This window comes from Lentzea sp. NPDC059081, assembly GCF_042738015.1.
Taxonomy (GTDB): Bacteria; Actinomycetota; Actinomycetes; order Mycobacteriales; family Pseudonocardiaceae; genus Lentzea.
The window spans coordinates 356,141-381,440 of sequence record NZ_JBHYGW010000007.1 but is presented as its reverse complement, the minus strand read 5'-3'; the positions used below and the strand labels follow the sequence as shown (position 1 = coordinate 381,440).

Here is a 25,300-nt window from a genome sequence, read left to right as displayed (position 1 = left end):
TGTTATTTCTCTGCCGTGGTTTGTCGCGGTGAGCTGACGGATCGAGCGTGGGCGGCGATCGCGCCGTTGCTGCCGCCGGTGTCGGGTGGTGGGCGGCGCTGGCGTGATCACCGCCAGGTGATCAACGCGATCCTGTGGAAGCTGCGGACCGAAGCGCCGTGACCTGACCTGCCGGAACGGTATGGGCCGTGGAAGACCGCGCATGAACGGCTGCGGTTGAGGACCAAGGACGGCGCATGGGCGCTCATTTTGGACGAGGTGATCGTCAAGGACACCTCGGCCGGTGACGTTGAGTGGGTGATCAGCGTCGACTCTAGTCATCGGAGGATGGCGCGCTTAACAGGGCAACCGCAGCTCAAACCTGCCATGGCAGGTCTCGGCGTTGTTCGGGCGGCGTAGTGGCAAGGTAGTGCTCAACAAAGTCGTCAAAGTCGGGATCAGTGGGATCCTGTCGGGCCGTAGGTTCGACGTGCTGGCGCTGCGCCTTGCATTCTCGCCAGTCGGCGTGACTGTGGAGCGTGTGCAAGCTTGGCCACATCCACCGCGTGCGCCACGCGATCATTTCCTCTGACGGGCGATCGCCTGAGCTGTAGGCCATCCGCCAGGCTGCGTAGAGATCGGTGAGCTCGTCGACGGCGACCGTGTGTCGGTACCAGCACGGTGGAATGCTCACATCCGAGGACAACGGGTATCGCGCGACGAGGTGGTCCACGAACCATCGCAGTTCGCGCCACAGTTGCGCGGCCTGATCGCGGTCGAGAGCCACCCAGGTCCACTGGTTGAGGCGGCTCAGGTCCTCACGGTCAGCGAGGTTGGTGTGCAGTTCCAGCAGGAATGCGCGCACCGACTCGAGTTCGTCGAGTGCCGTTGCGATGGTGCCACCGAGCTCGGAAACGGTGCCTGTCAGGTCTGCGAGCCGGTGGGCTTGTTGCTCGCTTGTTGAAGCGAGCTCGGAGACCACTTGGGGAAGTAGCTCCAGGTCCAGGACAGGTACATCCTCGGCGGGTGTTCGCGCTGGTTGTGTCTCATGATCGCCGGATTCGGGCTGGCCGAACGGGGACTCACTCATCTCGCACCGGCATGGAAGCTTGAACGCCCGGTGGGCTGGCACCGGCGTTCGGGGAGGTGGCGATGAGCGTGCGTGCTTCGTTGCGGCTTTGAGTGACGCGGTCTGCGAGGTCCGTTGTCTCCCACCACCCCGGTAGATCGACTTTGGCGGCGCGCAGGTTGCGGTAGAAGAGCAAGGCTTCGCCGTCACGGAGTTCGCGGATTGCGTCGACGGTCAGTGCCCGCTGTCGCCACGGTGAGATGGTGACCTGGTCGCGGGCGGCGGAACCGGTGGACACACTGGCCTGGTCGATGATGCGTTCAGGCAGCAGATCGGACAACGCCAAGAGGTCTTTGGAGTTGCTCAACCCGCCAAGCACGAGCTTGATCGACGCGCAGTCCCAGATTTCGATTGCCTCTTCGGCACCCCAGCGCTGGCGCAGCTGTGAGAAGTTCTGCACGTAGACGTAGATCTGGATTCCCCGGCCACCCGAGTCGGCCAGTCGAGCGCTCAGGTCGTCGACCGGCGTGATGTTGGCAGCCTCGTCCATCACGATCCGCAACGGCGGATCGAGTCGCAGGTCCCCGTAGGCGGGGACGCTGAGCTGCTCCGCGGTTGGGCGCTGCGAAAGGATGTCCGCGCGGTGCAGCACCTCTACCATCAAGGCGTTGACCATCGGAGCGGCGGAGTTCTTGCGGCCGCGGGAGACCATGTACAGGGTGTCGCGGCCGCTGCGGATGAAGGTGTCGATGTCGAACTGCGTGTCGCCTGCCTGGGGGGTGAGCGACCGCATGATCGTCGGGGATGTGAGCGGACGGAGCAGGAGCTCGAGCGTGGAGTAGATGCCGCCGGCGCCTGATGTGTCGCTGGTGCTTTTGAGGCTGTCGAGCAGGTTGCGGAGGCCGTCGGCGATCGCGGGTGCGGCACGCTCGTCGGTCTCGAGGATTTGAGCTGGCCGGTAGGACTGGCTCGTGGTCCACAGCCACAACGTGCCCAGGCTGGAGCCGCTCAGTGCCGCCGCGTGCAGCATCGCGGCGAGGACGCCTTCGCTCTTACCGCTGAAGTAGCCGCCGTTTTTCGTGTCTTCCAGTGGCCGGGCGCTGCAGATCGCGACGGCCCGGCGCAGAGCCACGTCGAAGTCCTCGCAACCCCGGATCGGGTTCCACCGCAGGTTTTCCGGCCACGGTACCCGGCCTTCCGGATCGAACACCCACACTGACCCGCGTCTGGTGCGCTCCATGATCGTCAGCTCGATCAGGTCGAACCGCGTTGTGGTGGCTACGAGCGCGCCGGGCGCACGTAGCACATCGGACACCGCCTGGCGGCCGGTTTTGCCCATCCGCACTGGTGCTACGACGAGCTTCGAGTCCTCGTGGCTGCCGTAGATCCCCTCGTTTGTGTTCGGCCAGCGAGCGAACAGGGCCCCTGCGTCGTCGGCGCTGATGTCTGGGGAACCGGCCAGTGACGGGCGCATTCGCACGGCGTCTTTGGTGACGGCTTTGGCGCCGAGGCGTTTCTGGACGGCGTGATGCTCAGCCAGACCGGTTCGCTGCTCGGCTCGGCGCTGGTAGATCCGGAGACGCCAGGCGAATACGCGAGTCCAGAGTGCGAGCTCGGCGGCGAGCACCACCAGCGTGAGACTGTAGGTCAGTGCGGCGGGGCCAGGCCGGGGATCGGCAGGCCAGCCTGCGCCAGGATCGGACAGGTGTCTCGCCCAGCCGACGATCGCGGCCGGTAGGAGGCGAGGCGGGGGCCACGCCCATCCGTTTCCGGCGAACCAACCTGACAGTGCGCTACCGATCAGCGCCGCGAGCAACATCGTCACGACGAGTGCACCGAGCAGTGGGTAGAAGACTCCGAAGGCAGGTCTTGGGGGCGAGGGAACGTGATGCTGATGGTCGGGTCCGCTCATATGCGCCAGAGCGTCCCGGTTAGCGTGCCGTCGGTGTCGGTCAGTCCGATTTCGCGGGGCGAGCGTTCGTGACGCAGGAGGATCGGGGCACGCGAGCTGACGTGGAGCAGGCAGGTCCCCTGCTCCAGTGAGATGATCGTGTCTTCGGTGCCGGGTGGCAGGTTGTAGAGCTCGGCGCAGGCGCGTGCGTCGTCGTAGGAGCCCTGGCCGTAGATGAACCGGGTCTCGGCTTCCTGCAGCAGTGCCCGTCCTGGGCTGTCGGCCGCTAGGTCGGCGATGTGGTGAATGCCCACGACGGTCGACAGGCCCAGGCCGCGGGAGAGCTTGACGTTGCGGCGAAGAACCTGGCCGATTGACCCTTCGGCGACGTGCCAGCCCTCCTCGATGATGTTGACGGTCTGCTCGGCGCGCTCGGAGCGTGCGGCGAGCATGTTGGTCTGCCAGGTGTTGATCAGCGCCATGACGATGCGCAGCGCCGGCCCTTCGGTGGGCAGCGCGCTGATGTCGATGTGGGTGAGCCCGCTGGGATGGTCGAGGTTGACCTCGGGGCTGGTCTCGCTGTCCACAAGACCGGCGAGGTCTTCCTGGATCATCCGCTCGAGCGCGAACGAGCAGTCCAGGCCCCACTCCTGGAGCTCGGCGACGGTGCGGTCGAGCGTGTTGGCGTCGTCGGCGGTGGGATGTAGCAGGTGGTGCGCTACATCGCCGATGACCGGCACGCGGTCGCGTTCGCGGGCATCGCGGGTGGCGGCCAGCAGCGCGAGCCGCAGTGCCTTGCCTTCGCGTTCTGTGACCTGGCGGTCGAGAGCTTCGCTGAGCACGGCACGCAGCAGCATCATCTGCCCGGTAGGGCGTTCGGTGTAGTCGAGCGCGTAGCCGGCGGCGTCGATCTCGTCGCCACCCAGCGCGATCACCGGGTCGAGCAGGTTGAGGCGACTGCCGGCGCCGTCGAGGCTGAACCGGATGGACGGCGCGCCGAGATACCGCGCGAGCGCGGTGTACTCGCCGCGGCCGCCTTGGAGCTTCTTGTCCAGCACGACCACACGCCGGTTGCCCAGCAGCAGTTGCCGGGTACAGGCCCAGGTTTTGAGCAGCGAGCTCTTGCCCTTGCCGACGTCACCGATGACCGCGACGTTGACCGAGCTGATGATCTTGTCCTCGTAGGCGACGAAAGGATCGTGGACGACGAGTTGTCCGGACAACAGGTCGGTGCCGACGATCAGGCCACGGCTGCTGGTAGGTGGTGAGCTCAACGCGAGGTTGAGGGCTTCGGCTTGCCGGGTTGTGGTCGACATGGGCTGTTCGCGAGGCTCGTACCAACCCCACCGGTCCAGCAGCCGCCGGCGCGGTGGCGGGGGTAGAAACGCGTGCTGGGGCGGGGGAGCGTCCGGCTGAGGTGGCTGCCATCGCAGCGTCGGCGGCGCGGTGCTGGCATTGCCGGGTCCGCGTTTGCTCGGTGTGCGGGCCATCAGCGTGTCTCTTTCACCGCAGCGCTGCCGGCAGGCGGCGGTGCGGTCGGGTGGACGCGCTCAGTCCAGAGCTGTTGCAGCAGCTGGTAATCCGGCTGGCACACCGCACCCCAGGAGCCATAGAACTCGCCGCGCATCAGCGCGCTCGCCAGACATTGGGCGCGGACCGGGCATCCCCGGCACAGCGTGGCGACACGGACGCGTTCGGTGTGCATCGCCTGCCTGCCAGCGAAGCGCGATCCTTCGTCGGGGAAGTACGCATCCGGGTCGTTGTCGCGGCAACGGAGGCCCTGCGCGGCGCTGATCTCCGCGTCGAGTTCCTGCCAGGTGTGGTTGGCGAACTGTCGGGCCTCGGTGAGACGGACGTAGTGGAAAACGGTGGGTCCGCGCATCACGCCACCGCCATGCCGCGCGCGAGCGGGTAGGTGGTGATGACCGCGGCGTCCTGCGCGCGGTCCTGCCAGTCCAGTTCGGTGAGCGCGGACTGGGCGGCCTCGTTGGAGACCCGCATGCACGCGCGGCGCAGCTCGGCGACATCGGCGGCGGTCACGGAGATCGCCATCGACCAGTCGACGCCTTGGTGCCCGGAGCCGGGAGCGAGGTCGTGCAGGCGCCGTTGTGACGCCGAGAGCATCGTGGCGTCGGTGCCGTCGTCAACACGGCCTTTCTTCGCGTCGCCCAACAGTGAGGCGCCGTCCTGCGCGACGTCCGCACGTGCCCTGGCGCGGGCGAGTTTGTCGGGAACGAACTCCATGCGCACCGACAACGTCCTGATTACCGACGGCGTTACTGCGGTGAGCAGTGGTGCCAGCCAGCGCGGCCCGAGGGGTGCCGGTGCGATGCCGTCGCGAGGCAGGAACGCTGTGCGGGTGTACCACTCGTCGTTGACCAGGATGTGGCCGGGCTCGGCGATGTAGCTCTGCCAGCAGGTGTCCCACCGTACGCCCGCGTGCTGGTCGATCGGCCACCGCGGGTCCTGCAGTGACCGCAGCAGCGCGCAGGTGCGCTGTTCACCCAGGACCCGCGGCCGGGTGAGCTCGGCACGCACCGCCAGGTCCGCCAGGCGCGCTAGCTCGTTGCGCACCAGCCCTGCCCAGCCAGCCGGGCCGTTGTCGTAGGAGCGGGCTTCGGCGTAGAACTCGCTGGTCAGCGGGAAGCGCGCCACGAGGTAGTTGCGGTGTTGTTCGGCGGTGGCGGCGGTCAGGTCGACCAGTTCCTCGTAGGACTCGACCAGTGCTTCGAGGCCGGGCCGTGTCGAGAGCCGCTGGGAGATGAACTCCCGGTGTGGCGCTGGGTCGTGCGGCACGATGCGGTTGATCTGCTGCAGGCCGCGCAAGAACGAGCCGGCCTTACCCAGTTGTGAGAGCAGCACCCCGTAGCGCACCGAGGCGACCTCGTAGGCGCGTTCGGCGCGCAGCCCGGACGCCTGGCCCTGCACCTCCATGAGCACGCTCAGGTAGGAACGTTCACCGGGGTTGTGGTGCCACAGGATGAACATGTGCTCCCACGGCGTGTCCCGCAGATCCAGTGGCTCCACCCGGCCCAGCGGAACGGGCAACGCCCACAATGGACCGAACAGATCACCCGGATCGGACTCGCGTGCGATGTGCGGCGCGATGAACGTGGTCTCACCGCGGATCCGGCGGTGGCGCCACTGCCACGACCGCAAAACCTGCGCGGCGATCGAGCGGCGTCCCCACGGCCGCACGACACCGTAGGTGCCGGCGAGTACGGCGAACCCGCTGATCGCTCCGGCGAGATCGCCGACGGCCAGCCACAGAATGAACGCGATCACTCCTGCCGCGCCCAGCGCGACGGAGGCGGGAGTGTTCAACGAACCGAGCAGACCTCGGCGGCTGATCTCGCCGCCGAGCACGGAAATCCTCACTTGTCGTCCCCCCGGACTGTCTCCTCATCGGCCTGGACGGCACGGTGCGCGCCCTGGCGCATCTTGTTTCCGGCCGCGAGCGCGGCCTGCGCGGCGATACCGATCGGCCCCATCGCAGTTCCGGCCGCCGAACCCGTCTGCGAGGCCTGCGCGGTCGTACCCGCGGGTGCCGTGCCGCCAGGTCCGATCGCCGCTGCCGGGGTGCCTGCTCCTGCACCCGGTGTCGCACCGGCCGAGCCCGCTGTGGAGGCGGGGCCTGTCAGGCTGCCTTTCATCTGCGAGGTGCCCGACGTTCCCGGCTTTGTGCCGGCTGTGCCGCCGGTCCGGCCGCCTGATGCCTGGGTTTTTGGCGGTTGTTGCTGTCGCGCCTGGGGGTTCTGGCCGGCGTTGTAGGTTTGGGCGATGGAGTGGGTGCTGTCCTGCTCTGAGTTGCTGTTTCCGTCCTCACGTGTGGAGCGGCTGTGTTGGTGGCGTTCGAAGGCGGCCATGCCGGCACCGACCACTGCGGCTGTGCCGAATCCGGCGGGAGGCTGTGAGTCGTGGGAGTCCGCCGATGTCGGTAGCAATGGCGCGTATTTCAGCAGTGCGAACGGGGCGAAGCCGACCACGATCAACGCGACGATGACGACGACGATCTGGCCGAGCAGTGGCATCCCGCCGGTCTTCATGGCGGGGATCGTGAGGGTGCCGTCGATGAGTGCGAAGACCGCGCCGAGCAGGAAGTACAGCAGCGGTTTGGACAGCAGCAGCCCGAGGTAGGTGTAGATCGGCCGGGCGGCCTTGGGCCGCCACTTCGGGTGCACGCGCATGCCCCAGGCGATCCCGGCCACCAGCCCCGACAAGGGCAACGCGACGGACTGCAGCGCGAAGCCGACGAACACCGCTCCGGTGCCGAAGATGAGCAGTGCGAAGACGATGCTGCCGACTCCGGCACCACCGGGGATCATCACGGCGGTCACCTGGGACAGCGCGGCGAGTTTGGTGATGGCGCTGCCGATGTAGTCGGATTGCCACGCGGCTATGCCGTTGGTCATCTTGCGCGCCGTTGTGTGTAGCACTGTGGCGATTGCGGGCGCGAACACGGCCAGGAACATGCCCAGCGGCAGCTGTGTGAACAACGCTTCCTGCAGATCCTCCCGGCCGCCGCCCCCCGCGGCGGTGCGGCTGATCATCAGGATCGACATCAGTGCCATGACCATCAGCCCGAGGCCGGTCGAAGCACCGTAAGTGGCCAGAAACCACGGCGAGCCGGGATCGAAGTTCCCGACAGCGGCCAGGCCGTCGAGTAATACCCGGACCGTGAAATCCACGGCGGAGACGTGCAGGCTGTTGGCGAGCTCGTCCAGTGCGCCGGCCGGGTCGGTGATGAACTTCGCGATGTCGTAGGCGACCGACAGGACCGAGGTGAACGCGTCGATCTGCATCCGCCCGGCGGACAGGTTCGCCTCACCGACGATCTTGAAGAACGCACCGATCTTGTCGAGCCAGTGGGTGTTGTCGGCGACGAACTGGGAGAGTCCACGGAAGAAGTTGGCGATCGACTCGTTCCACCGGATGCAGCGTTCCTTTTTGTCCGGCACCATGACCACGCGGCCGCAGTCGACGAAGAACGCCTTCTGACACCAGGACGACCCGGCATCGGAACAGGCGTCGCTGAACTTCGTGACCAAGTCGCTGTCCCCGGCGGCGAACGGTGTCATTCGTTGCAGTGACTCGGCGTCCGGTTTGGCCGCCCACGTCAGGCTCCACGTGTTGTGTGCCGGGTTCGTCCACTCCTGGATCTCGTCTGCGCAGTAGTGGTATGCGACGTTGAAGGAGTGGTCCGGTCCGAAGACCGCCGGGAAGGTCGCCGGGAGTTCCGGCGGTTCCTTGTTGACGTCGGCGGTGTTCTGGTCGGGCCAGAACTTGGCGCGTTCGCCTGGCTTCGTCGCCCAGTACAGCAGCCGCGACTCGACCTTCATGACCTCGTTGAGGTAAAGGCTGAGGTCGCCGCCGTTGTCTTTGCATTCCGTTGTGCTGAACCAAGGTCCTTGGCGGAACTCGCTGGTGCCGCCGACGTACTTCACGAGGTCGGGCGGGAAACCTTGCGGGATGCTGCCGTTCATCGGTGGCTGTGCGAGCGCCGTCGGCGCGAGCGTGAGAAGCAGCGACAAAACCGTTCCAGACAGGACGGTCAGGTGTCGGAACATGCTGGCCCCCATGGGTTTCATCGCTTACTCGACGGTGAGGAAGAAGCTGTAGAAGACGACTTGCTTGCGTTCGGGTGCCGGCGCGGCGTCGTCGGTGCCGAGCTGTGGCCCGTCGACGGTCGTGACCGTCGCGACCTTCCAGGTAGCGGCTTCCCAGACCAGCCGGTAGGTCACGGTCGACCACCGCTGCGCGCGGATGATGCCCCGGCCGCCCAGGCTCGGGCCGATGCCGACCGAGGACACCCACAGCTCGACGACCGCCTGGTCACCGGTGAAGTCCTTCACCGCGAAGTCGGCTGGTGCCTTGGAGGTCCGGTCGTCTGCGCTGCTCGTCCTGGCTTCGGAGAACACCCGGCGGGTGGCCTGGTCGGCGGTGCTGGCGATCCACGTGCTCTGCACGACCTCAGGGTCGGCGTGGCCGTGCGCGACGGCAGGCAGCAGCTGTACGGCGATCATCGCCGCGCTTGCCGCGCCCTCGCGGTCGCGGGTGAACCCGCTCGGTACCCCCTTGGAGATGGTCTTCGGGCCGTGCTCGCGTGCTCTTTCGCCGCTGGGCGCGTCGCTGGGCGGCGTTTGTCCGGACTTCGCCTGCTCGGTGGAAGCGGGCAGTGCGTAGCGGCCGATCAGGGTGCCACCGCCGAGCGCGACGGTGACGGCGAGGCTGAGGACGAGCATGCGAGCGGTACCTGCCCGTGGACCGGCTGGCGCGCTCAGGGGTGTGGTGTGGGACATCTGTTCGCCTCCGGTTCCGCTAGAAGATCGCGATCACGGCGCCGAAGATCATTCCCAGGCCGGCCAGTGCGATCAGCGAGAACACCGACTTCTTCGCGGATTCGGTGTGCTCGTGCACGTCCGCGGAGTAACCGCCCTTCCTGGCGCGTTGCAGCTCGACCGTGGCCCGGATGAAGCCGAACGCCACGATCAGGAACGCGATGCCCCAGACCCCGCCGAGCAGTGTTTTCCAGGTGGAGTTGAACGCGTCACCCCATACCCCGAGATCCGGTTGGACACCGTTGAACGGGTTGGGCGAACCGGTCGGGGCGCCGGATGGGCCGGGCTCCTTCTGGGCAAGGGATGTCACCCCGGGACCGCTGCGGTGATACATCATGTGGCCTTTCGAAGTGGCAGCTCCGTGACGGACACCTGCGCGTGACCGGGCTGCTCGAGTGCGGGGTTCTGCTGCGCGGGCGGAGACGACGTGGCTGTTCTGGGTGCCAGTTGGTCGGGGCGTGGGGCGCTGCGTGCGGCGAGCCGGTCGGCGACCGCGGCCGCCGCGCCCACCCATGCGCGCCGTGAGGCGTCGCTGATCCGGGCGCGCACGATGGGCCGCCCGCCGGCGAGCTGTGGGTCGAAGGGCACCTGGACCACCTGCGCGGTGCGGGCAGCGAAGTAGGCAAGCATCTGCCGGCGCAGCGCCGGGGACGCGGACGCTGTGGCGGGCCCGACAACGGTGACCGCGCCGGAGACGAGGTCCGGGCGCCGGGTGTCGAGATGGTCGAGCATCCATGCCGCGCTCTGGGCGTGGTCGGGTTCGAGCGTGATCGGCACGACCAGCTGGTCGGCGATGGCCGCGGCCCACTGCCAGTTTCCGGTACGGACGTTGTTGCCGGTGTCCATCACGGTGAGCCCGAAGTAGCGCGACAGCAGCAGCCAGATCTGCCCGCACTCGCCGGGGCCGATCTGCTGCGCACGGGCCGGGTCGGTGTCGCTGGCCAACACCTCGGCGCGTGAGGGTTGCGAGCGCAGGTAGTGGGTGAGGTCACCCGCTGTCCCGACAGCCAGGAGGTGCTCGGCCGCGCCGAGCAGGTGCCACACGTGTGTGTCCGGCGTCGCGACCTCGGCGCGCTGAGCGAGGGTGCCGCGCGCCTCGTTGTTGTCCCATGCCACCACCGGCCCGCCGCGTAGCGCGGCGAACGTGTGCGCGAGCATCAACGTCGTCGTGCTGACCTGCGAGCCGCCTTTCGGGTTGGCGACCATCACCAGCCGGCCACCTCCGAGGTACTGGCGCACCGCAACCTCAGCCTGCCGGTGTCGCGCCTCCTCCTTGCCGGGGCCGGGCTTGATCAGCCCACCGGTTGCTTTCCGCAGCCGGGCACGCCACCCCCACAACGCCGGATCGGCCGTCACCGGCGGCTGCACGACTGCCAGCTGCTCCGGGCCCGGACGGTCGGCGGGCACAGCGGTGGGCTGCGCGGCTGCGGCAGAACGAGCCGGGGCAGGGCCGTGCAGGTCGACGGGGTCCTCGGCGTTGTAACTGCTGGCGGTCACCACCGCGGCCCCCCGCGCGAGAGCCCCTGCTTCGGTGGAGCGACGTCGGGGTCGGGAGCGCGTTTCGGGCGTACCGCCGCGAAGAGCTGTTTCGCGGTCTCTCGGAGCGATCCGGCTGTGCGGCGCGTCTCGCGCGCTAGACGGGACCGGGACGTCCGAACGACGGGCGGGAGGGCTAGTTGCGGTCGGCCCTGGGGAACCGGCGACGGGATGACGGCGTCCGCGAAGACCCAGTCGACGCTGTCCTTCGCGCTGAAGTCATGTGACTCCATTTTTCTCCGCATCTTCATGCGGGCCCTCCTTGTGATATCGACTGACTACGGGATTGGGCGGGCGCTGACATTGCGGAAATCTCCGCCGGTTCTGACGTTGGATACCTTCACGACGTCGCCGCTTTGCGGGGCTTCGAGCATCAGCGGCTGTCCGTTGATGGCGCCCAGGTACATGGCGACGTGGTGAGTGCCCCAGAACAGCAGGTCGCCGGGCCTGGCCTGGGTGAACGGGACGGCGAGCTTCGCGCGGGTGAGCTGCGCGTCCGAGGGCCGGATGAGCTGCACTCCGGCCTGCGCGTACGCGTACAGGGTCAATCCCGAACAATCGAATCCGACTTTGTCGTAGTCGCCGTACGAATCGGCGACGCCGCCGTCACGCACGCCTTTTGTGGGGCCGTCGGCATTGCCGCCGCCCCAGGAGTAGGTGATGCCCAGCCACGACAGACCGGCTGCGATCGCCGTGGCGACCTGTGGGGAGGCCGCGTGCACAACGCCAGCGGCTCCGGCCTCCGGCGGCAGGGTGACGTCCGAGCCGGTGACGGTGACCTGGATGCGGCCCTTGAACGAGCGGTCGGCGCAGTCCAGCGGTGGCCCGGATCCGTCGTAGAGCGCGGCCACGACCGCCTCGGCGAACGCCTGGTGGTGCTGGTAGCGCCAGCCCTCGCCGCTGCGCTCGACGTCCTCGGCGAGCTCGTGGTTCGGGCGCGTGTCGGTCTCGTAGCCCGGTGCGCGTTGGAGCAGCACAGTGAAGAAGCCCTTGGACGCGGCGGCGGCGTCGGTGCGGTCGTAGCCGGCGTAAGAGCTCCATGGACCCGGTGCGATCTGCTGGAACACGCCGACGGCGTTTCCGTTGCGCGCCAACGGGTTGAGTGTGGATTCCTGCATTCCGGCCTGCAGCGTGACGACCGCACCGCGGCGGGTGACGTTCATGGACTTGGCGACGCCGAGGATCTGCTGCACCGTCGTGGTCTGCGTCGGCGACAGCGTCACACCGGCGAACGAGCCGCCGCCCTGCGGTGTCGCCGGGGTGCTCGGTTCGGTGCCGGGTACCTGGCAGGTGGCGGGTGGGGTGATCGGGTCGGCGTCTGCGCGGCGGGGTTGCAGTAGCACCAGCACGAGCAGCACCGCGCTGGCGAGCGCGGCGAGCGGGATCAAGAGAAGTTTCGCCATCAGCCGGCCTCGACATGGACGTCGACGAGCCACCGGCCGTCGGGTTGGCGCAGCACCGAGCGAGTCGTGAGCACCTGCTCGGTCTGGAAGGCGACGTCGGCCGTGAGCAGAGTGCGGGTGGCCGTCGCCCGCACGTACACCTGCCACTCGCCGCGCGGCGCCTCGGGGATGAGCTCGGCGGTGATCCGACCGCACCGAGTCGACAGCTTCTGCTCGATCACCGCGCGGTAGGCGGCCTCGCTGTCGCCGGCCTGCAGGTCCGCGGTCTTGCCCGCTGAGGTGGAGAACACCGTCGCCCGCTCGACGTTGTTGTTGCGGGGCTGGCGGTAGTCGGAGGCGCACCACTGCGTCATCCATGACCGCGTCACCGCGACCGGGTCTGTGAAGTCCGTGGTCGCGGCGGTCGGCGCGGTCGGGGGCGGCGGCACCGTCGACGGCATCCCGGCTGGCGCGGACGGCGTGATCGGCGAGACGCTCGGCAGCCGCAGACCCGAACCGGGCGGCGACGGGCTGGTCGCGGGCGTCGACACGCTCAACTGCGGCCCGGTTGGCGTCGGAACCGAACGTTCGGGTGCGAGGGAGGAGCAACCCGCACACACCAGCACGGCGGCCAGGCCGGTCGAGACGAAGGTGCGCATGAGTTTCTCCTTCCAGAGACAGGCGTGCGTTCGGTCAGGGCGGGTGCGGGAGGCGCGGGCCGGGCTGTGTGCGCTGTGCGCGCAGACCGGTCACGGCGGACCGCTCTTGGGCGGGCGGGTGTCGCCGGGGCCGCGGTTGACGGCACGGCGGCCGCGCGGTCTGGAGGCCTGACACTCCCAGAAGGTGCGGTCCACAATGAGCCACCGCAGGTGCGGGAGGTGGTTCTGCGGCATCCCCACCAGCGACGGGCCAGTACGGCGTCGGGGACCGCGGCGGCGTTGGTGTGCTACCGGTTGTGGGTGGTCATGCACTCAGGTCGGAAGTGTTCCGTTGCATCAGGTTTCACGTCGCACACGTGTGTTCCAGTGTGGACGGTGTGTGAACAGTGGGACGAGGGACGCGATCGACGGGCCCAGGGCGATGGCGAGCAGCACGCTCCCGGCTCCGATCGACCCGTTGGCGACCGCGACCGCCGGGTTGATCATCAGCACGCCAGCGAGCAGGCACAGCACGTCAGCGCCGATGCGGATGCGCGCGGGGCTCCAGTCCGTGCGGTGGGCGATCGCGCCCATCAGGCCGTCGCGTGGCAGCGCGCCAAGCCCCGCCGCCAGGTACAGCGCGGTGCCGGCGGCGAACATGGCGCCGCCGAGCAGCATCGCCATCACCCGCAGCCACACCACCTGCGGCGTGGGCAGCACTGCAAGGGTGAGGTCGGCGACGACCGCCGGGATCACGACCGCGGAGACGGTGCCGATGCCGGGCTTGACGGGCAGCGCGAGGTTGAGCACCAGCAGCGTCGACTGCACGGCGATGATCGCGCCGCCGATCGTCCACCCGCATCGGTCACCGACCGCCCGGTGGAACACGTCGAGCGGCAGCAGCCCCATGCCCGCGGCGACCAGCATGCCCACCGCAGCGCCCATGAGCGTGTTGCCCACGACGATCTGACCCAGCCGGACGACGATCGGCCGCGGCTCCGTGACCTCGGCGGCGGGGTCCTCGTGTGCGGATTCAGTGGACATGGCTGCTCACCTGCTCGCGCTCGGGCACCGTCACGCGGCGGTCGAGGCCGGCTGCGTTGGGCTTGTGCAGCACGACCTGCAGGCCGTTGGCGCGTTCGGCGATCAGCCGCAGTTCACTGGGACGTGCCTGACCCACAACGCTTTCCTTGCCGGTGAAGGGGTCCTGGGTGTCGACCCAGATTTCGGCGGCTTCCTGACGGATCACGGCTTCGCAGTCCGGTTCGCAGTCGACGACGTAGTCGGTCGCGCTGCTCGTGGTCGCGTCGATGGTCATTGGTGGTGCCAGGCGCTCATGCACGTTGCGGGCGCCGGTTCCGGTGGCATGTTCGGCGTGGATTTGCAGCTGACAGGTATTGAAATGCACTTGCTCTCCCTGATGGTGGTAGGTCACGGGCGGCGCGGGCTGGATCACGCAATGCGGTTGTGATGGCGCGCCAAGACGGGGCGATGCGGCATCTCGCTGTGGCCCGGTGCAACCGGGCGCGTCAGGGAGGGGGCGAGAGCACGTCGCGTGGGTCAGAACTCATGGCGCGGGCCCGAAATCGTGAGTGCAGGCCCTTCGGCGCGAATCGGTGATTGGGGGCTGGTCGCTGTGGGCGCCGGACGTGGACGTGCCCAACCCCAGCCGGCACGTCCACGCCGGCACGTTCGTGATCATCGGCTCGCTCCCGTCACCTTGAGCGGGCACACTGCGGTGATCAGGTCGTCGCACGGCGCGGCGAGCGCGAGCGCCGGAATCGCCCTGCGCAGCAACGCGAAGCCGGCCGAATTGGTACCCACAGTGGGCGGTGCCGCGAGAGCAGCGGCCGTGGTCGTCGAGGTCGGCGGCATGATTGTGATCACCACACCGGGACAGACGATGTGGAAGGGCGGGCGAGCAGGGTTCCACGGTGGGGTGCGCGGGCAAGCAGGGTGCGCCAGAACACGACCTCGTCGGCGAGCACCGCGGGCATGCCGCCGGGGAACAGGATTCCGCGCGACACGATCGCGGCGTCGCCGGGTTCACGTGGCCCGTCTACCTCGATGGCGTAGTGCGTGCCGCGCGGTGCGTGGGGAATGAGGGAGCCAACTGGGACGGCGCCATCGCGTAGCAGGGTCAGCTGCTCAGGGGTGAGGCCGAGCCGCGATACGTAGATGAGGGATTTGGTCGAGGCCAGCGCGGGCCCATCGCCGTGTAGTGGGATGAAGACACCGTTGCGGCGCAGGATGTTCGTTCCGGCGGGCAGGCCGAGCAGGACGCTCTCGTGTTCGTCGAGGGTGTCCAGTCGGTCGGCTTCGACGGGAACTCGCTTGAGCGGATAGCCCGCCCACCAGCTCAGGATGTCGGAGAACTTTGGCGCCAGGCGGATGCCTCGCGCGAGCCGGGCGGCGCGCTCGGTGAGTTCGTCGGCGGCCGTACCGGATTTCGTCGGGATCACGTTGTCCTCCTTCGCTGTGCTCGGGTTCGGTGGGTGTCCCACCCCCGGGGAAGTGGGGTGGGACGCCGGCGGCGCGGCTTGAGCCGGGCTCGGTCGGCCCGTGACCGGGTGGGGTTAGCCGGTGACCGGGTGGTGGCCTTCCTGCAGTTGCGGCTTGGGTGCGGGCTGCTGTGGTTTGGTTGTGCCGGAGGGCTTCTGGGTCGGGATGGTCGAGTTCATCGGCGGCTGCGTCGGCTGCCCGGTGGGCGGCGTTGACTCGGGCGGAGTGGTCGTTGCCGGTGGAGTGGTCGCGGGCGGGGTCGTGGTGGGTGGCACGGTCCCCTTGGCGCACGACACGACGGCGACCGCGATGGTCTGCGCGGCTTTGCCGTCCGCGCCGAGGATCTGGATGGTCGCGCCCGCGCCGCCGCCGGAGGAGACCTTGAGTTTGGCCTCGCTGACGTTCGGGCCTGTGAAACTCGTGACGCCGTTCGCGCAGGTCGCCGACACCGCGCCGAGTGCCCGGCCCGCGACGACCACGTTGCTGGCGCTTGCCTCGGCCATGCCGGCACCGGCCTTGACGGTGATGCCGGTGACCGACCAGCCCATGCCTGCGACCGAGCCCTGCGCGGTCTTGATCGCGTCGGCGCCGGATACCGAAGGCTGCGCTGCCTTGGCTTCGACTCCTGATGCGGACACGCCGTAGGCGGTCGAGGCGACTGCCTGCGCGTGGGCGGATTGCAGTGCCGCTGCCGCGCCGGCGGCGAGCAGGCCGCCCGCGCCGACCGCCGCCAGGACGCGGCGAGTGGATTCGATACTGAGGAGCACGTGGTTCCCCCTTGTGTCGTTCGGCCTTGTGGCCGGAGAACGGGACGATTACTTGATCAACACCGTGGTCCCGGACGGGACGTCGGTGAGGACTTGCAGTGCGTCGGCCGGTACCCGCACGCACCCGTCTGAGGAGGCCGTGCCGTAGACGTCGGCGCTGGGCCAGGTGTGCAGGCCGACCGTTCCCGGCCCGCCGCCGAAGCTCTGGTGGGTGTCGCTGTGAGTGCCGAGCGGTAGCACGATCTTGCTGAAGGTCGAATGCTCGTCGCGCAGGGCCGCGAGCAGGAACGTGCGCCCGGCTGGGGTGACGGCTTCGGGCTTGCCGATGCCGACCTTCCATCGCCCGGTGATCCGTCCGGTGGTGGTGAGTGTGAGCTCGAACGCGGCTCGGTCGACGGTGATCAGGTGCGGGGTGGTCGCGACGGTGACGTCGGTGGTGTCGGTGAACATCCACGCCACGGAGTTGTTGGGGCGGGACGGGAGCGCGACGAGCGCCCAGCCGGGCTGTTCGTTCACTATGGGCAGCCAGGTGTCGCTGTGCACGAGGTTCGGTTGCACTCCGAGCGGCTGCTGGGCGGCCACGGCCGCGACCGGTTCGCCGCCGGGCTCGGCGAACACCGGCACTGTGGTCGTGGGGTGCAGGACGCGGCCGGCCGGGGCATGGTCGGGCGCAGGGTCGTGTGGCGCGGCCGGTATCGAGGTGTAGGTGGTGGCCAGGGTTAGCGTGGCGAGCTGCTCGGCGGTTACGGGCCGCGGAGACACGATCTGCTGGCCCGCGATCTCGCTGACCGTAGTGCCCTGCGCCGGAGCGGTGCCGGCCGCGGGTGCGGTCGCGGGACGGGTGTGCAGCACCGCCGTGGTTGCGAGAACGGCGACGGCGACCAGCACGCCGATCATTGCCAGTGCGGGCATGTGGCGCGTCTCCGCCGGCGGCTGGGTGGGCCGCTCACCCGTGGGGGTTGTCGGGCCGGTCGTTGCCGGTTGCTCGTCGCGCTGGACGTGCGCGGTGGGCCGGTCGCCGTCGTCGATCATCAGTGCCTCCTTTCTCTCGAAGGGGGATAGGGGTGGGTGTGCGTGTCGCTCGTCCCCGACAACGGCGCCTCACACACCCACGACCGGGGAAACCTCGTCACCGCAGGAGAACCGGTGTTCCGGCGGGAACCTGCGTCAGGGCGGAATGCAGACACGGGGGAGTGGCGACACAGCCGGCGGGGTCCAGCGATCCCAGCGGTGAGGACGCCGGCAGGCCGGGCACCGAGAGCGCGCTGAAGGTGCCGGTGCACACGCGGCCGGTGTCGATGTGGAACGGCCACATCAGCCGCAGCAGCCATGACGTCTCGGCCACCTGGCCGCCGATGGCGACGAAGCTGCGGGTGCCGGGCGAGACCACCGCCCGCGACACCGTGCCCGCCGGACGGGTCGCGCCCAGTGGACCGTTGGTCGTCACCTGCCCGAGCACGGCCAGCACGCTGACCCGGCCCGTGGTGGTGTCGACCTCGATCCGACGGTCCCCCTCGGCGAGCTCGACGGTGGGGTTGAGGTGGATCCAGCCCGCCGCCGCGACGCCACCGGGATGTGGCCTGGTCGGCAGCAGTACCAGCGCCCAGCCTGGTTTGCGCTCCACGACCGGAACCCACGTCGGTGTCAGCACTTGACGCACGGGCAGCGCCGCGAACGCGCACCCGCCCGGCTCCGCATACACCGCGATGTCCTGTTTCGGGTGCAGCATCGTCGTTCCGGGCGTCACCGGCGGGGCCGGGTCGGCCGGCGCGGCCTCCATGACCGCGCCGATCACCGCTCTCGGTAGCGCGGCGAGCTCTTGCGTGGACGGCATCCGGGGAGCGACCGCACCTGGATCTTCGTGTGCCGCGACTGGCGTCAGCCCGGCGGCGGGCTGTGACAGCGCGGGCCCAGGCGTGCCCGTCGATGTCGTCTTTGCAGCAGTACCGGTCTGGTTCCTGTCGTGCGAGGTCGTGTCCTGCGCGCGCAGCATCACCGCTGCCAGAACCACCAGCACTGCGGCGGCGATCAGCTTGTGCCCGGCCTTTGGCCAGCGCCATGCGATCAGCCGGAACCGGATTGCTTGCCGGAGCAGCACCCACGTGGTCATCCGCCGGATAGGTAGCGTCTTCTCCGGATCGGATTCCGGGTCCACGCCCAGGCGGCCCAGCGCGGTGCTGGGCGCTCGGAGCACCGTGACGCCACCTGAGGTCGTGGTTACGGGCGAGCCGTCGCCGAGCCGGGCGCTCACGGCGTCTTCTCCGCGATCGACGTGGCGACCGACGTGGCGATCGAGCAGGTGTCGACCTCCGGGAACCGGCCGTTGGTGATGCCGACGGCCGCGGCGCCGTTGGTCAACGGCATGATCGCGGTACACGCCGCTTCCTTGCTGGCGTTGTTCGTGGTGGGTTTGAGCAAGCCGTTCTTCGGGCCGAATTGCGCGGGTTGAGAACCCGCGTGGTCGGACTGCGACGTGGCCATCTGGCCCGGTTTGGCCCAGGCGACCAGCACGATGAAGTTCTTGCCCTGGTTCGGGGTCGCGCCTTGTCCGGTGCTCACTACTGCCGTGTCGCCGTTGTCATACCTGCATGCGACGGTGAACACGTCGTCCTTGCCTGGCGAACGCAGCTTGGGTTTGGCGTTGGTCGCCGACCGCACCGGCGCCGGCATCGATTCCCAGCCGACCTGGCACGGGTCGAACGGCGCGCCCACGGACTTCGCGTCGACTTTCGGGTCGAGGTCGCCCAGCGTGATCGTCTTCTTGTCGTGAGCCGTCGTGGCCTGCGTCGGCAGTACGGCTGACAGGAACGCGGCGGCGATGGCCGAGACCGTCAGCGCGGTCCGCGCCGCAGTGGCGAAATTCATGATCTCCCCCGAGACGTGAAAGGATTACGGGAAAAGGACTTTGAGGAACTCGGTCGTAACCGGATCGCGCATCGTGTCCAACTTGGACCGGTCGATCGGCGCTTCGGTGGGCTGGCCGCGCGGCGGCCGCATGCTGTGCCGGATGCGCAGCACGCCGGGCTTGGCGACGTCGCCCAGCACCGCGATGCTGAGCTGCTCCGTGTCCCTGCCCGTGCCGTTGGCGTCGTCTCTGTCGCCGACTCGCATGACCGGCTTGCCCGCGAGCGACAGTTCGGTGACCATCGCCGCGGTGTCCTTGCGTGAGCGCAGGATCTGCAGGTCGCGGGCGATGGAGTCGCTGGCGGAGAGGAAGGCCTGGACCTCGAGGACGGGCGCGTACTTGCCGTCGCTGGTCTTGGCGGTGTCGTCGGAGCTGATCGTGCAGGTCTGACCGTCGTTGATCACCCGGTAGTTCCCGGCGCCGAGGTGGCGGTCCCACACCGAGGCCGGGACCGCCGAGCACAGCATCTGTGCCGTGGCCAGCGGGTCCTGCGCCGCCTGCGCGAGCAGTTCCTGTCCGGTTTTGGGCTTGGTGTCCTGCCATTCCACGCACCGGTCCGGGCTTTCACTGCGCGCGCACGAGCCGTCTTTGGTGGGCTTGCCCTGCTCGGTGGGGCTGGACTGCGGGGCCGGTGAGCCGGGTACGACGCTGGTGCAGCCCGCGAGCAATGCGCCCAGCGCCGCCAGGGCGACGTGGATGGCGTGCCGGCGGTTCATCGCTGACCGACCTTCGCCAGGATCTTCTTCACGATCTCTTCGGCGTTGTCACAGGTGGCGGTCTGCACGCGGATTTGCTGGGTGAGCTCGTCGCCGTCGGTGCGGTTGTCCTGGTCGATCGTGACCTGGTCGTCCCAGACGATGTGGCTCGTGCACCCGAAGGAGACTTTGGACAGCACGACCTTGTGGCCCTCGACCGTGACCTCGCGGGCGGTGTCGTCGCCGGCCTTGACCAGCTTCGACGGGTTGGTGTTCATGGTCCACAGCACGGTGACCTCAGGCCGGCCGACGCCCTTGTCCCGTTTCTGTGGTGGGGTGAGCTTCGCCGAGCGGGCCGTGCACGACATCGGCCCGCCGGTCTCGAGGTAGCCGTCTTCGAACATGTCCAGCGTCGCGGCCGCCGCCGCGCACGGGTCCAGCTTGGGCAGCGTGAGCTCGGGTTGGGTGCGCCCGGATCCGTATTTGGGCATGTCCTGCCAGGTCGGCGCCAGCGCGGTGACGTACTCGCGCAACACCTCGCACGGCGGCTTCGCCGGCTTCTCGTTCGACAGGACCGACGCGCTCGCACGCACCTGGACCGCGTAGTTGTCGTCGATCGGCTTGGAGACGGTGCACGTCCGCTCCTGCTCGGAGACGAACACGTCCATCCCGCCCAGCTTCTCCGGTGCGTCGTCGCGGCGGCGGGAGGCGTCGTAGGACACGCCGACTTCCAGGTGCATGGTCCAGGTGGCTTTGAACTCGCCCTGGTGCAGGCGCAGGTCGCACTCGTTGAGACCGGAGCTGGACGGCAGGATCTCGTCGGCCTGGTCGCCGGTGGCTTTCTGCGCGGCGTCCGGGTCGTGCAGTCCGCACGCGTCGATTGCCCGGTTCTTGGTGTCGGCGAGCGCCTTGGCCTTGTAGGGCTCCGACACGCCCGGCTCGATCCGCAGCTCGGTCTGCTGTGGCGCGCCGTGGTCCTGCGGCTGTTGCTCGCCGCCTGAGTCGGTACAGGCGGCGGTCAGCGCGACCGCGCCGATCAGCATGCCGAGAGTGAAACGCTGTCGTAAAGCCATGATCGTTCCCCCCGATCAGAACGAGATGTGCCGGCGAGCGGCACAGAAGAGCCAGAAGTGGATGGTGGGAAGCCGTGCGTGGTCCCTGCCGGGCACCAGATCGGCGATGCGCACCACGGCGGATGCGGCCCTATACGCGGCGGCTGGCCAGCTTGTGGCCTTGGGCGCGCTGGTGCGCTCGGTTGGCTGTTCGCCGGGGCGGGCGAGGCCGTCGTTCTCGGCTGCGTGCGGTGGTGGCGGGGTCTGCGACGCCAGAGCGGCGGAGCCAGGGGACATCTGCGTGAGGCTGGTGCCGGACGATGCCGTAACGGTCATCACTGCCGTCACCGTGGCGGTGGCCAGCAGCCGAGGAAGGTTCGATCGAGCGGTCAATGGGTTCTGCTCCTGCCGTGTGAACCGTGGGTGGGCGCGCCGCCCGCCATGAGTCCCGCACTGGGGGAGCGGGGACGGGCGGCGCGACCTGGGGGAGTCAGTCCCGTGTGGACTGACGTGGAGGGGGCGGCTGAGCTCACGTGCCGAGTGCGGTGAGGAACGCGCCGTTGGGCGCCGGGGTGCCGATGCCGGTCACGTTGTCCCAGCCGGACGCCGACACGAGCGTCTGCGGCTTGTCGTCGAGGTTGACCAGGTACGAGTTCGGCGTGGTCGGGACGTCGACGTTGCGCCACTGGATCATGTACGGCGCCCAGATGCCGGCCTTGACGGGCGTGACGTCGGTGATCGCCGCGTTGCCCTTGAGGTTGTAGATCGCCGGGTTCAGGAAACCGAACCGGGACACGCCCTGCGTCTGCTGTGCGTTGGCGACCAGCGCCGCCATCACCGGCGACGCGAGTGACGTGCCGCCGCCGGGGTAGAGCTCGTAGACACCGTCGGGCCGGGTGTGACCGATGCCCATGCCGGTCAGTGCGTCGGCGATCGCAGAGATGTCCGGCATCGCGCGCCGTCCGTGGCTGATCGAGGTGGGCACCGCGTTGTTCTGGTAGTCCGGTGCCGGGTACCTCATCGACACGCCGCCACCGGCGCCGCCGGCGAACCGTCCGTCGCTGTCCTGCTGGGCGACCCACTGGTTGCCGTTCTGGGTGAACCCGGAGTGTTGCCACCCGGTCGTGAAGTGCAGCTTGTTGTCGCCGCCGAGTGCGACCGATGTGCCGCCGACTGCGGTGACCCACGGGTGGATGGCCGGCCAGCTGGCTTCGGGGCGGCCGTTGAGGCGTGAGTTGTCGCCCTGGTCGCCGCTGCAGAACAGCAGTGCCTGACCCTGGATCGCGGCCTGCAACGCGATCGCGTCGAACTGCTCTCGATCGGAGGCGGGGATGTCGGCCTCGTACTCGAACAGCCACGAGTTCGTCACTACCGACGCGGTGTTGTCGGCGACCGCCTGGTTGAGCCCCGAGTACAGCTCCAGGCAGGACCGCGCGCCGTAGTAGGTGATCTTCGCCGCCGGAGCCAGCGCCCGGATCGCCTGGACGTCGAGCGCCTGCTCGCTGTGCCACGATCCGACCCCGCCGCATTCGCTCTCGTTGTCGAACGTCGGTGCGAGTTTCGCGGTGTACTGGTCCTCTGCGAGGGCGGGCCAGCCGTAGGTTCGTCCGGCGCGGTCGGTGTCGGCCACCAGGCTCGGCAGGTTGTAGGCGCCGGTGATCGCGATGTGCTGCCCGGCACCGGTGTTAGCCGCCGACAGGCCGTAGATCGCCCTCATCTGGCCGGCGTTGTAGCCGCAGATGTCGTTGCTCTGCTGCCCTGCCGGATGCATCTGCGGTATCGCAGTGTTGTTCACCGCGCCCCAGTGCGGGGCGCATTCCTGATCAGCGGCAGCCGCCGCCAGCGGACGCCCAGGCGGTCCGGGGACCCTGCGCCCTGCGACCTGGTTCGGTGTCACTGTCTTCGCGGTGTCGTCGATGCCGACGACCGCGGTCACCGCATTGGCGAGCTCACGCGGCAGCGTGAGCGCCTTCTCCGGTGCGACCAGGATGTGCTCACGGCCGTCTTTGGCCTTGCGCTTGTAGGTCGACAACGATGTGGAGAACGCCGCCTCGAGCTGGCCGTTGGTCGCTTCGACTGAGATGAAGTGGCGGTTCGCGGCGACCTTCTTGACCGCTAAGCCCTTGCCTCGCAACCAGGTGCTGACCTTGTCCACTGTGGCCTGTGTGGGCCCGAACCGCTCGACAAACTGGTCCTGAGCCAGATATTTGCCGTACTGAGGAGAACCTGACATGGACAGCGTCTTGGCCAGCGCCTCCGCGCCACGCTTGTCCTGCAACTGCAAGGCGATCTGAACCTGACGCCGCAGGCCGTCGTCAGCCTGACCGACCTTCGCTTCGGCCTTGGCCCAACCAGGAGTCGCGTCGATGCGCAGGGCCACCTGCGCCGCGGCGGACGGGATCGCCAGGCCCGTCAATAAGGCGGCGGCCCCGATCACACCTACCGCATGGGATGGTCGTAATGCCATTTTAAAGCCCCCGAATTTGTGTCGATGTGCTGGTCGTGTCGATGTTGGCGGCAATCTGAATGGCGACGACTGAGTGCGAGTTCACGCCTGGGATCGTCTCGGCAACTCAATTTGCCCTCTGAGTAGGCCAACCTGCTCTGCGGCCGTATGCCGCTTCAAGCTGGACGTATCGCACAAGCAATCTCGGCCTTTGGCAAAGCAGGCCGGGAAGTCAAGCAATTCGAAAAAATAGGAAAGTTCTGGAAGTGTATTCTTAGGGTGCGTTGGTGATCCTGACTACGCAAAGCGGTCAAGGTATGGTGCTCAAGTCTGTCGATGATTCTCGTGCTACTCCGGCACTCAGAAATTCTCTCCGTCGCTGGCTGACCCGCTCGTATTTGCAGGTCGGCGCAGCCCAACACGATCCCCTGCGGGCCGCAACGGCCGGCAGGCATGCACAACGCCTGCTGCCAAGATCAGCGAGTTCGGTTCGCGCATGCGGGGAAGCAGCCCACCGAGCAGGTCACGCGCTCGTTCCGGCTCGAAGCCGCTGCCCAGCAGCCACACCTCCTGTGAGAGGTAACCGCAGCGTCGTGATGCGTAGATCTCGCCGGTGCGGGCGATGTACGCGAGCCGCCACGGTCCTGCTCGGTCCAGCGGCCTGCTGTATGGGCCGTCGTCATCACCGTCGCGACGCCACTGCTCGCCGTAGACCTCGCCGGCAAGACCAGGGATGCCCCGACCGGTCTCGAGACGCCGCGGATCCGCTGCGGCGAAGTTGTCCTCCGGACCGAACACCACCGCGGTCGCGGGCACGTCCGGAGACAACCGCCAGCCGTCAGCGGACTCACGCAGAAGGCCTGCTGGAGCGTTCAGGCCGATGACGAACTCTCGCAACGTGTCTAGCAAGACGATCGCGTCATGCAGCAGCGCGCTGACCTCCGACTGCCTCTTGATCGCGCGGGCCAGCCCTGACATGGTGCTCCGGCGCCGCCGCCAGGCAGCGAGCCCTCGTCTGGAACCTGCATCGGTTAACTCGCGCCGAGCGCTGGCAACCGCGTGCTCGGCCTCGTTCGTCCGCGCCTTCAGTGCAGCCACCATCGAGCGGAACTTGCCTTCGAGCTTGATCAGATCCTCAGCCGGATCAGCGGTGGTACCTCGTGTCAGCCGTGTGGTGACCGCGTCCGGAACGGAATCCACCTGCAGGCCCAGTGCGACTTCCAAACCGTCGCTGCTGTGGACCCAACGAGGCTGATGCTGTATCGGCAAAGCAGTCCCCTTAGCCGTGAGAAGTTGGCCGCCGCGCCGCGTCGCCGCTCGTCGTCCGGCGAGCGAGCGTGTGCGGCACGGCGGCCAACGCCTCGTCCACCGGCCGGTCGTGATGTACCGGCCGGTGGCCAAGCAACGGTCCCTCCCAAGTCCGCTGCTTGGCCGCCTCACTGATGCCGGTGTTTGGCCGGCGAGGCTCTGGCGCACCGCGGGTGGCGAGTAAGGCTGCGGTGTGACTTTCCGAGGCCGCCTAGAGCGCGAACCCTGCGCTGGACAGAATCGGCTGCTCATCTTGCTCACCCCCAGGTGCGTGTCGGAAGCAGCGCGGGGCCTGATATCGACGATGGCCCGCCATTGCTTTGCGGCGACAGCATGCCATCTCGCAGATCCATCAATCGGCTGCTTAGTCTTGTGTGACTCAACCCGTCGCAACAAACAATATTGAAATCGCCTCGATTGTCAACGCGTAGGAGGGGAACTAGTTTTCGAGTATTTTCCCGTAGATCACGGCATTGCTTGGGGGAAACCCCGTAGACGGGCGCCGACTGCCCCGTAAGTGCAGCCCGTGCTGGGCTCTGAGGTATACCTGGCCCGTGCCGGATGGTTGGCGTCGAGGCAGGGTGTCCTATATCCGCAGTCGGGTATGGCTGTAAGCATGAGCATTGGATGTGTTGCTCGGCGACGCGCATGCTGCGCCGATGTGTACGGGTTCCGTGATCGGTCTACGGGGTGGGACGCGTTGCCCGTGGGGGCGCGAGAGGACACCCGAGAACCTTCATTTGATCTCAATGAAAAACACGGGCGCGTGCCATGGGCTGGCTACCGCGCCTG

General features: G+C 68.2%; 25 protein-coding genes. 1 reads left to right on the top strand and 24 read right to left on the bottom strand.

From position 1 onward, the window contains the following. Positions 1 to 15 precede the first annotated feature (15 nt). Positions 16 to 162: a transposase gene (locus ACFWV3_RS19440; RefSeq protein ID WP_382412768.1), complete on the top strand. Its 147-nt coding sequence runs from the start codon at positions 16 to 18 to the stop codon at positions 160 to 162. Between the two features lie 193 nt (positions 163 to 355). Here the strand turns inward: ACFWV3_RS19440 and ACFWV3_RS19435 are convergent, their stop codons facing one another. From ACFWV3_RS19435 to ACFWV3_RS19320, 24 genes are all read right to left on the bottom strand, one after another. Further along, positions 356 to 1,069: a hypothetical protein gene (locus ACFWV3_RS19435; RefSeq protein WP_382412767.1), complete on the bottom strand. Its 714-nt coding sequence runs from the start codon at positions 1,067 to 1,069 to the stop codon at positions 356 to 358. Further along, entirely contained in the window at positions 1,062 to 2,867 is a 1,806-nt protein-coding gene (locus tag ACFWV3_RS19430) for a type IV secretory system conjugative DNA transfer family protein (protein ID WP_382412843.1), read from the bottom strand. The genes ACFWV3_RS19435 and ACFWV3_RS19430 overlap by 8 nt, the downstream gene beginning before the upstream one ends. A gap of 89 nt (positions 2,868 to 2,956) precedes the next feature. After that, a complete protein-coding gene (locus ACFWV3_RS19425; RefSeq protein ID WP_382412766.1) occupies positions 2,957 to 4,255 on the bottom strand; it encodes an ATP/GTP-binding protein in 1,299 nt (432 codons plus the stop codon). 173 nt (positions 4,256 to 4,428) lie between these two features. Next, complete coding sequence (locus ACFWV3_RS19420) at positions 4,429 to 4,821, bottom strand: WhiB family transcriptional regulator (protein WP_382412765.1); 393 nt, start codon at positions 4,819 to 4,821, stop codon at positions 4,429 to 4,431. Then, positions 4,821 to 6,317, bottom strand: coding sequence for an SCO6880 family protein (locus ACFWV3_RS19415; protein ID WP_382412764.1), 1,497 nt, complete (start codon positions 6,315 to 6,317; stop codon positions 4,821 to 4,823). Before ACFWV3_RS19415 ends, ACFWV3_RS19420 begins: the two co-directional genes overlap by 1 nt. Beyond that, entirely contained in the window at positions 6,314 to 8,506 is a 2,193-nt protein-coding gene (locus ACFWV3_RS19410; protein WP_382412763.1) for a hypothetical protein, read from the bottom strand. Before ACFWV3_RS19410 ends, ACFWV3_RS19415 begins: the two co-directional genes overlap by 4 nt. Before the next feature lie 24 nt (positions 8,507 to 8,530). After that, positions 8,531 to 9,181 (bottom strand): hypothetical protein, encoded by a 651-nt coding sequence (locus tag ACFWV3_RS19405; RefSeq protein WP_382412762.1) that lies wholly within the window; start codon positions 9,179 to 9,181, stop codon positions 8,531 to 8,533. A gap of 76 nt (positions 9,182 to 9,257) precedes the next feature. Next, a complete protein-coding gene (locus tag ACFWV3_RS19400; RefSeq protein ID WP_382412761.1) occupies positions 9,258 to 9,587 on the bottom strand; it encodes a hypothetical protein in 330 nt (109 codons plus the stop codon). 23 nt (positions 9,588 to 9,610) lie between these two features. After that, the gene (locus tag ACFWV3_RS19395) at positions 9,611 to 10,774 is read right to left on the bottom strand and encodes a MinD/ParA family protein (protein ID WP_382412760.1); all 1,164 of its coding nucleotides are present in this window, start codon (positions 10,772 to 10,774) and stop codon (positions 9,611 to 9,613) included. 317 nt (positions 10,775 to 11,091) lie between these two features. Further along, a complete protein-coding gene (locus ACFWV3_RS19390) occupies positions 11,092 to 12,201 on the bottom strand; it encodes a C40 family peptidase (RefSeq protein WP_382412759.1) in 1,110 nt (369 codons plus the stop codon). Positions 12,202 to 12,215: 14 nt separating this feature from the next. Then, positions 12,216 to 12,854 carry a hypothetical protein gene (locus tag ACFWV3_RS19385; RefSeq protein WP_382412758.1) on the bottom strand — a complete coding sequence of 213 codons (639 nt, stop codon included), beginning with the start codon at positions 12,852 to 12,854 and terminating at the stop codon, positions 12,216 to 12,218. A 336-nt stretch (positions 12,855 to 13,190) separates the two neighbouring features. Next, positions 13,191 to 13,877: a YitT family protein gene (locus ACFWV3_RS19380; RefSeq protein WP_382412757.1), complete on the bottom strand. Its 687-nt coding sequence runs from the start codon at positions 13,875 to 13,877 to the stop codon at positions 13,191 to 13,193. Continuing rightward, the gene (locus ACFWV3_RS19375) at positions 13,867 to 14,289 is read right to left on the bottom strand and encodes a hypothetical protein (protein ID WP_382412756.1); all 423 of its coding nucleotides are present in this window, start codon (positions 14,287 to 14,289) and stop codon (positions 13,867 to 13,869) included. Before ACFWV3_RS19375 ends, ACFWV3_RS19380 begins: the two co-directional genes overlap by 11 nt. 242 nt (positions 14,290 to 14,531) lie before the next feature. Then, complete coding sequence (locus tag ACFWV3_RS19370; protein ID WP_382412755.1) at positions 14,532 to 14,708, bottom strand: hypothetical protein; 177 nt, start codon at positions 14,706 to 14,708, stop codon at positions 14,532 to 14,534. Between the two features lie 8 nt (positions 14,709 to 14,716). Next, the gene (locus ACFWV3_RS19365; protein ID WP_382412754.1) at positions 14,717 to 15,295 is read right to left on the bottom strand and encodes a hypothetical protein; all 579 of its coding nucleotides are present in this window, start codon (positions 15,293 to 15,295) and stop codon (positions 14,717 to 14,719) included. Between the two features lie 114 nt (positions 15,296 to 15,409). After that, positions 15,410 to 16,102 (bottom strand): hypothetical protein, encoded by a 693-nt coding sequence (locus ACFWV3_RS19360; RefSeq protein ID WP_382412753.1) that lies wholly within the window; start codon positions 16,100 to 16,102, stop codon positions 15,410 to 15,412. A 48-nt stretch (positions 16,103 to 16,150) separates the two neighbouring features. Beyond that, the gene (locus ACFWV3_RS19355; RefSeq protein ID WP_382412752.1) at positions 16,151 to 17,134 is read right to left on the bottom strand and encodes a L,D-transpeptidase; all 984 of its coding nucleotides are present in this window, start codon (positions 17,132 to 17,134) and stop codon (positions 16,151 to 16,153) included. Positions 17,135 to 17,231: 97 nt separating this feature from the next. Next, on the bottom strand, positions 17,232 to 18,353 hold the full coding sequence (locus ACFWV3_RS19350) for a hypothetical protein (RefSeq protein ID WP_382412751.1): 1,122 nt from the start codon (positions 18,351 to 18,353) through the stop codon (positions 17,232 to 17,234). Then, a complete protein-coding gene (locus ACFWV3_RS19345) occupies positions 18,350 to 18,967 on the bottom strand; it encodes a hypothetical protein (protein ID WP_382412750.1) in 618 nt (205 codons plus the stop codon). Before ACFWV3_RS19345 ends, ACFWV3_RS19350 begins: the two co-directional genes overlap by 4 nt. Before the next feature lie 24 nt (positions 18,968 to 18,991). Further along, entirely contained in the window at positions 18,992 to 19,723 is a 732-nt protein-coding gene (locus tag ACFWV3_RS19340; RefSeq protein WP_382412749.1) for a hypothetical protein, read from the bottom strand. After that, entirely contained in the window at positions 19,720 to 20,745 is a 1,026-nt protein-coding gene (locus ACFWV3_RS19335; RefSeq protein ID WP_382412748.1) for a hypothetical protein, read from the bottom strand. The genes ACFWV3_RS19340 and ACFWV3_RS19335 overlap by 4 nt, the downstream gene beginning before the upstream one ends. A 45-nt stretch (positions 20,746 to 20,790) precedes the next feature. Further along, positions 20,791 to 21,147 (bottom strand): hypothetical protein, encoded by a 357-nt coding sequence (locus ACFWV3_RS19330; RefSeq protein WP_382412747.1) that lies wholly within the window; start codon positions 21,145 to 21,147, stop codon positions 20,791 to 20,793. Between the two features lie 136 nt (positions 21,148 to 21,283). Then, the gene (locus ACFWV3_RS19325; RefSeq protein WP_382412746.1) at positions 21,284 to 23,191 is read right to left on the bottom strand and encodes a protease pro-enzyme activation domain-containing protein; all 1,908 of its coding nucleotides are present in this window, start codon (positions 23,189 to 23,191) and stop codon (positions 21,284 to 21,286) included. A 369-nt stretch (positions 23,192 to 23,560) separates the two neighbouring features. Next, positions 23,561 to 24,424, bottom strand: coding sequence for a hypothetical protein (locus tag ACFWV3_RS19320; RefSeq protein ID WP_382412745.1), 864 nt, complete (start codon positions 24,422 to 24,424; stop codon positions 23,561 to 23,563). Between the last annotated feature and the right edge of the window lie 876 nt (positions 24,425 to 25,300).